Below are 7,437 nucleotides of genomic sequence, written 5' to 3' on the forward strand. Positions count from 1 at the left end.
GCTAAGGTCAGGTGCTGGGCGCCGGCGACCAGGCGTCCGTCTCGGGAAGGTGGTCGTGATGCGGATACGCCGGATGCTTGCGTGTGGAGCCGTCGTCGCCTTGCTCTGCGCCGGACTTGGCGGGTGCTCGGACGACTCTGATGCTGATCCGGAGCCGAACTTCACATCGGCTGCGTCGGGGAGTGAGTCGCCGTCGCCGTCCGAGTCCACGACCGCGGAAGCACCTGCGGAGCCGACGCCGCCAGCCGCGATGGCGAACTTCGATGAGGCAGGGGCTAAGGCTTTCGCGGAGTTCTACTGGGAGGTTGTCAGCTACGCCCAGGCGACCGGGGACACGGGATTGCTCGCAACTTTGGAGTTGCCCGGTTGCGGCGTCTGCCAAGGAGGACGGGAAGATATTGAGAAGGCGTACTCCGATGGACTTCGAATTGTTGATGGCGAAATCACCGCTAGGGCCGGCCGTGCCACAGGGGTGGGGCGGGCAGATACCGATGAGGTACTCGGCTACGACGTAAGAGTGCGGCTGGTCTACGACGCTGGCACGCGGGTCGATGCCAAGGGCAACGTCGTGCAGAGGCAGGCCGCGGGCGAACTCCGCATGCTGATGAGTGTCTACAACGATTCTGAGAAGGGGTGGCGCTTAGGAGAGTGGGAGCGTTGACGTGGCGGTTGTTGTGGAAGAGCGTGTCGATCCTTGCTCTCGCGACGCTCGGCGTAACCCAGCCAGCACATGCCGTTGGCCCGGAAGCCGATGTCGCACCCAACGGGCCAGATTTCGTGGTGAGTGGCGAGGAGAAGCGGCCCAAGACGGGGGCCGACACGACGGCGAGTTCGTCGGTACAGGCTGCCGACAGGTTGCTTTATGTGCCGGCCTGCCTGGTCGGTGGCACGGCAGTTTGTGACACCGTCCGTCGGTGTAGCGGTGACGGCGTTCTTCATCATGTATACGTGATCGAATCCGATGGATCGCGTCTCTTCTGGGGGCAGGTGTGTTTGGGCGGTGATACACAGTCGTCGCCTGCTGCTCCACGTGAGGTGACCAATGCGATGGTGTTGCGGGCGTTGCGTCGCGTGGAGGTGCCGGTGCCGTCCCTGATGGTGCAGCCGCCAGGTGGGAAGACGTTGGTGAATCTGGAGACGATCTTTTCGACCTCCGCAGAGCCGTTCACCGCGTCCGTGGAGTTGGTGGGTCGACAGGTGGACCTACGGGTCGAGCCGGTCGGATACCTGTGGACGCATGGGGACGGATCGTCACAGCGGACCACGGAGCCTGGGCGTACCTATGCCGAAGGCGTCGCGATGTCGAACTACCTCACGCACGTCTACTCGGACGCTGGTGTGACAGTGCATCCATCGGTGGCGGTGGAGTACGGGGCGAGTTTCCGCGTTGACGGCGGCCCCTGGCGCGCAGTGGTGGGGACCGTGACGGTTCAGGGTGAGCCGGTAGCACTTCGAGTCGTGGAGGCAACTCCGGTGCTGGTCACCCCGCCGTGAGGTTGTCGAGACCACCCGCCGCCCACCTCGTTGGTCGAGCCTGTCGAGCCCCGACGGTCGTGGCGGTGGTCTCTCGTGGGACGGCTCGCGAGTGCGACCGGTTCGTTGGTCGAGCCCGTCGAGACCAAGTCGCCCGCCCACCGGCTCGTTGGTCGAGCTTGTCGAGACCCCGCGCCTTCCCCTTTGGTCGAGCTTGTCGAGACCTCGTTCCGGCAGCCCGGTGGTGGTTGTCCACAGGTTGGGTTCGTGATCGTCGTGTTGTGTCGGAGTCAAATGTTGGACTGGTTCCATGATCGAAATCGACGCCCGCCACCAGCCCTACGAGGTCTCTGACCTCGATGGCGGGACCCTGCTCGGCTTCCTGGCTGAGAACCGCGTCGTTGAACTCAAGATGGTCCGCAGCAAGCTGCGTTTGGCCTATCAGTGGGCGATCATGCACCCACCCACGCCTGACAAGCCGAAGGCGGTGGTGGGTGACGAAACGCTGTTTCCCTCCGACTGTGAACAGGCGATCTCGGGTGACGGCACTCCTGATGTCGCGTTGTTCGCGGTCGAGGAACTCGCCGCATCGGCCGGGATCTCGCGTGCTGCCGGGTTCGCGTTGATCGCCGATGCCCTGGACCTGGTGCACCGGCTCCCGCTGTTGTGGGCGAAGGTCGAGAGCCTGGGGGTGCCGGGGTGGAACGCCCGCCGTGTCGCCCTCCTCACCAGGAAACTGTCGTACGCCGCCGCTCGCTGGTTCGACGACCACCTCGCCGCCACCGGACTCACCGGCTGGCCCACGATTGAGAAGTGGTTGGCGATGGCCATCGCCAAGTTCCACCCCGAACTGGTCAAAGACCCCAGCGCTCCCAAAGGGAAGGCTGATTGGGGTGTGTGGCTGCACCACCCCCACGCCGGACACGAAGAAGGAGCCGGCGGCATCGCCGGCACCTCGGAGTTGAACGCTGTTGGCGACTCCTTGGATCTCACCAGGTTCCTGGACCTCCTCAACCACGAAGCCGAAGCCATGCGGCGCCTGGGTGACACCGACGACGTGAACCAACGCCGTGCGAAGGCGATCGGGCGGCTCACCGACGACACCGACCAACCCACCCTCGACTACACCACCGACAGCACCACCGGCGGCGACAGCGAGAACGGCACCGGCAGCATCGCTATCGGTACCGGCGACCGCACCGATGCCGGTATCGGCGGCTGCACCGACGGCACCGGTGCCGGCAGCGCCTCGTCCGAAGCTGCGACGACGGGTGGCGAACCGGGGGTCGGGGTGAAGCCGGGTCGGTTGGTGACGACACCCGGGCCGTTCGGACGCCGTCGTGGGTTGCGGGTGATGGCCCACGTCAACCTCGCCGACCTGTTCGCATTGGGCCTCGACCCCCACGAACTCGGCCTCAACGGCGACGGCATCGCCTCCACCGACCGGTTGGGGCAGGTCCTCACCAGCCAGCTACGGGACTGGCTCACCCGCCACGGTTCCCTTGCGACCATCACCCCGGTCGTCGATGTGAACAGGACCGATGCGGTGGATCGACATGATCCACCCGAATGGATGGACACCCTCGTCCGACTCCGTGACCCACACTGCGTCTACCCCAACTGTGAACGCTCCAGCTGGGACGCCGACCTCGACCACATCAACCCCTACCAACCACCCGACGAGGGTGGCCCACCCGGACAAACCCGCCCCGACAATCTGGCGCCGTTGTGTCGACGTCACCACCTGATGAAAACCCACGGTAGGTGGCGTTATCGACGAGCCAGGGACGGGACCTATATCTGGACCAGCCAGCACGGCAGGACCTGGCTGGTCACACCCCAAGGCACCCACGACACCACCAACACCAGCTGAGCCCCGCTGAGCACCACCCACCAGAAGCAGCGCCTGCCAAACAAGCACCACCCGCCCACCCCGGGAGAACCACGCTCTCCCGGGGCACAGGCACGCCACCAGCATGGGAGAGGTCTCGACAAGCTCGACCAACGGGGTACAGGTTCGACCAACGAGCATTGGGCCGGGGTGGGACGTCCGGGGTTGCCGACGGAGCGTCAAGGGCTTGGCCGCGGCGGGCGCCCACCCGACGCAACCCACCTGAAGAGCCGTGCGCACGACGCGCCGCCCCAGCGAGGGAGGTTGCCCCGGACGGCACGGCCCGGGTCGGGGTCACGACACCCACGTGCAGGTCTCGACAAGCTCGACCAACGGGGCTGCGGCGGGGTCTCGACAGGCTCGACCTCCGGGGCTGGTCTCGACAGGCTCGGCCAACGGGGGACAGGCTCGACCGCTGGGGGCAGGGGCGGCCACCGGGACCGGATCTTGTCGACAGGCGCCGAGCTGCCGAGGAAGGAGCGGTCCCTGATCTACGGTGATCGGGTGAGTGAGTGGGAACTGCCGGAGGCGATGGCTCAGGTGCTGGCCGTCTATGAGCGCCACCTGGCGATGGAGCGCAACCTCAGCGCTCACACCGTGCGTGCCTACCGCAGCGACATCGCCTCGATGCTCGAGCATGCGCATCGTCTCGGCATCGAGTCCGTGAACGAACTCGACCTCAGCGTGCTGCGCAGCTGGCTCGCCAAGCAGAAGACAACAGGCAAGTCGCGTACGACGATGGCGCGACGTGCCACCGCGGTCAGGGTGTTCACCGCTTGGCTCGCTCGCACGGGCCGCGCAGACCAGGACCCAGGCAGTGCGCTGGTCTCTCCCAAGCTCCCTCGGTCCCTGCCGCCGGTGCTTCGACAGGATGAAGCCGTTGCCGCGGTCGAGGGAAGGTCCCGCTCGACCCGGACCGCGCCGACAGCGGGGACTGGGCCTGGAACTGGGCTGGCGGGGCCGACGGCCACGGGGGACCAATCCGCGGAGATGGAAGCGGAGCATCAGCCGCCCATGGCGCCCAGCCCAGTGGACTGGGCGGTGCAACTGCGCGACGACGCCATGCTCGAACTCCTCTATGCAACCGGCATGCGGGTGGGGGAGCTGTGTGCCCTCGACGAGTCGTACCTCGACTTCCACCGGCACGTCGTGCGCGTCTTCGGCAAGGGGCGCAAGGAGCGGACCATACCGTTCGGACGCCCCGCCGCCGACGCCCTCGAGTCCTGGCTCGGTGAAGGTCGCCCCGAGCTCGCGGGCGACCAATCGGGCAAGGCGCTGTTCCTCGGGGTCCGCGGCAAGCGGATCGACCAGCGTGTGGTGCGTCAGGTGGTGCACGACCGGATGCGCCAGGTGCCCGGTGCGCCGGACATCGGCCCCCACGGTCTGCGCCACTCGGCCGCAACGCACCTGCTCGAAGGTGGGGCCGATCTTCGCAGCGTCCAGGAAGTGCTCGGGCACGCGTCGCTTGCGACGACCCAGATCTACACCCACGTCTCGACCGACCGGCTCCGCGCGGCCTATCGGCAGGCCCATCCCCGGGCGTGACCTGCGCGTCGGACCGCGATCATGCTCAGCTGGTGCCCACGAGCCCGCCGCTCAGCGCTGGCATCGTCATGTCACCAAACGGAGACCGCCACCGGGCAGGCGGCCCCGGAGCACCCGCCCACGGCCACAGTCGCACCCGTCGTGTCCCGAAGAGCTCCAACGGATCGAGATAGACGTCGTCGACGTTGCGGATCCAGCCGAGATGCAGGCAGGCGGCCGGCGGGCAGTGGGACCGGGCCACCACCAGGTGTCCCACAGCGGCTCCGCCGGGTACGCCGTCACCCACCTCGACCGCCGCGACCACGGGCTCGTAGGTGGTGCGGGTGGATCCGTGATCGACGACGACCACGGGCTTGCCACCGATCGACCCCGCGAAGCTGATCGTGCCCGGCAACGCCGCCGACACCACCTGCCCCGGCAGGCCGGCCAGATCGATCCCGCGATGCCCCGAGCCGTAGGCGGTGACCGGAGGGGAGAAACCGGCCACCACCGCGGGCCTGGGGTCGAGGGGCCAGGTCCCGTTGCCGGCCGGGACCTGGCCCTCATCGCCGTGCGCAGGCTGCACGGACGAGCCGCCGACGAGGACCGTCAGCATCACCACGAAGACTCTCCATGAACTGAGCACACACCCACCTTGGCCGGAGAACGGGAGATGCGCTGCGACGTACCGACGTGCTGTGGACGGGGAGGGCGAGAGCGGGGGCTGTGGACGGAGACGGGCCGACCGGGGAGCCACTGCGTCGTGATTACCCCTTGTGAGCCCCCGGCGCGTAGACTCACACCCGCAACCCATCCGTGGGTTGACTTCGCACGTCTGCACGCCACGCCGGACCCCCTGGGGTTCGACCCGCGTGGGCGACGGCCCTCAGTTCCCCCGGTTGCCCGGAGGATCGGGCCTCGCGCAGACGTCAGGGCGACCGGCACCCGCCGGAAGCAGCAACTGAAAACCCCGGTCGACGTCGCCGATCACCTCCCTCAAGGGCAAAGGTGGTCACGCAGGCGGTGGATGGCCAGACAACAGGAAGAAGAACGACATGGCAGTCGTGACCATGCGCCAGCTCCTCGAGAGCGGCGTCCACTTCGGACACCAGACGCGTCGCTGGAACCCGAAGATGAAGCGCTTCATCATGACCGAGCGCAACGGCATCTACATCATCGACCTGCAGCAGTCGCTGTCCTACATCGACCGGTCCTACGCCTTCATCAAGGAGACCGTCGCCAAGGGTGGCACCATCATGTTCGTCGGCACGAAGAAGCAGGCCCAGGAGGCCATTGCCGAGCAGGCGACCCGCGTGGGCATGCCCTACGTGAACCAGCGCTGGCTCGGCGGCATGCTGACCAACTTCAGCACGGTCCACCAGCGGATCAACCGTCTCAAGGAACTCGACGACGTCGACTTCGACGCTGTGGCCGGTTCGGGCCGCACCAAGAAGGAACTCCTCCAGATGAAGCGCGAGCGCGACAAGCTCGACCGCACCCTGGGCGGTATCCGTGAGATGACCCGCACGCCTTCCGCCGTGTGGATCGTCGACACCAACAAGGAGCACCTCGCTGTCGAGGAGGCGCGCAAGCTGCGCATCCCGATCATCGCGATCCTCGACTCCAACTGCGACCCCGACCTCGTCGACTTCCCGATCCCGGGCAACGACGACGCCATCCGCGCGGTCGGCCTGCTGACCCGCGTGGTCGCCGACGCCGTTGCCGACGGCCTGGTGTCGCGTGGCGGCGCCAAGGGTGCCGAGGGTGCTGCTGAGGAGCCGCTGGCCGAGTGGGAGCGCGAGATCCTCGAAGCCCCCGCCGCTGCCGAGACCCCCGCTGCTGAGGCTCCGGCCGCTGAGGCGCCCGCCGCTGAGGCGCCCGCCGCTGACGCTGTTGCCGAGACCCCGGCCGACGAAGCGCCGGCCACCGAGGCGCCGACCGAGGCTGCTGCAGAGGCCACCGAGGCTCCCGCCGAGCAGGCCTGAGTCCCCGCGGGGCTCGACGCTCCGCAACCGCTTCACCGGCGGCCGCGCCCGGTTCCATCGCGCGGCGCGGCCGCCAGCTTCTGGAGTCCACACACCAAACGTTGCGAGGAAAACATAGCTAACTTCACCGCCGCCGACGTCAAGAAGCTCCGCGAGCTCACCCAGGCCGGCATGATGGACTGCAAGAAGGCGCTCACCGAGGCTGACGGCGACTTCGACAAGGCTGCCGAGCTGCTCCGTGTCAAGGGCGCCGCCAAGGCCGCCAACCGCGCCGCCGAGCGTGGAGACCGCTGCTGGCCTGGTCGCCACCGCCGGCGGCGCTCTGGTCGAGCTGAAGTCGGAGACCGACTTCGTCGCCAAGAACGAAGAGTTCATCAACGTCGCCCAGAAGATCGCCGACGCCGTCGACGCTGCCAAGGCCGGCGACACCGAGGCCGCCACAGGCGCTGCCTGCTCGACGGCAAGACCGTCGGTGAGGTCGTCGAGGACTCGCCATCACCATCGGTGAGAAGATCGAGCCGGTCAGGTCGCCTACTTCGACGGCCAGACCACCGTCTACATGCA

Annotated in this window: 6 protein-coding genes and 1 pseudogene; 6 read left to right on the top strand and 1 reads right to left on the bottom strand. The window is 67.6% G+C overall.

All coding sequences use genetic code 11. The annotated features are described in order from the left end of the window. The 4 genes from L1066_RS18190 to L1066_RS18205 form a co-directional block, all read left to right on the top strand. Nucleotides 1–661 (top strand): DUF6318 family protein (locus L1066_RS18190; protein ID WP_235737633.1); only part of this gene is annotated, 661 nt, incomplete at its 5' end. Further along, nucleotides 658–1,494: a hypothetical protein gene (locus L1066_RS18195; protein ID WP_235737634.1), complete on the top strand. Its 837-nt coding sequence runs from the start codon at nt 658–660 to the stop codon at nt 1,492–1,494. The genes L1066_RS18190 and L1066_RS18195, both read left to right, overlap by 4 nt. A gap of 289 nt (nt 1,495–1,783) precedes the next feature. Further along, nucleotides 1,784–3,346, top strand: coding sequence for an HNH endonuclease signature motif containing protein (locus L1066_RS18200; RefSeq protein ID WP_235737635.1), 1,563 nt, complete (start codon nt 1,784–1,786; stop codon nt 3,344–3,346). A gap of 549 nt (nt 3,347–3,895) precedes the next feature. Further along, nucleotides 3,896–4,909 (top strand): tyrosine recombinase XerC, encoded by a 1,014-nt coding sequence (locus tag L1066_RS18205; protein ID WP_249225028.1) that lies wholly within the window; start codon nt 3,896–3,898, stop codon nt 4,907–4,909. A 25-nt stretch (nt 4,910–4,934) separates the two neighbouring features. Here L1066_RS18205 and L1066_RS18210 read toward each other — a convergent pair whose 3' ends face one another. Further along, nucleotides 4,935–5,504: a peptidoglycan DD-metalloendopeptidase family protein gene (locus L1066_RS18210; RefSeq protein ID WP_235737638.1), complete on the bottom strand. Its 570-nt coding sequence runs from the start codon at nt 5,502–5,504 to the stop codon at nt 4,935–4,937. 439 nt (nt 5,505–5,943) lie between these two features. Between L1066_RS18210 and rpsB the strand changes: the two genes are divergently transcribed. After that, on the top strand, nt 5,944–6,873 hold the full coding sequence (rpsB, locus tag L1066_RS18215; protein WP_235737637.1) for a 30S ribosomal protein S2: 930 nt from the start codon (nt 5,944–5,946) through the stop codon (nt 6,871–6,873). Nucleotides 6,874–7,044: 171 nt separating this feature from the next. Further along, nucleotides 7,045–7,437: pseudogene (locus tag L1066_RS18220) on the top strand (translation elongation factor Ts); the annotation flags it as partial.

The sequence above is a fragment of the Nocardioides alcanivorans genome, assembly GCF_021555175.1.
Lineage (GTDB): Bacteria > Actinomycetota > Actinomycetes > Propionibacteriales > Nocardioidaceae > Nocardioides > Nocardioides alcanivorans.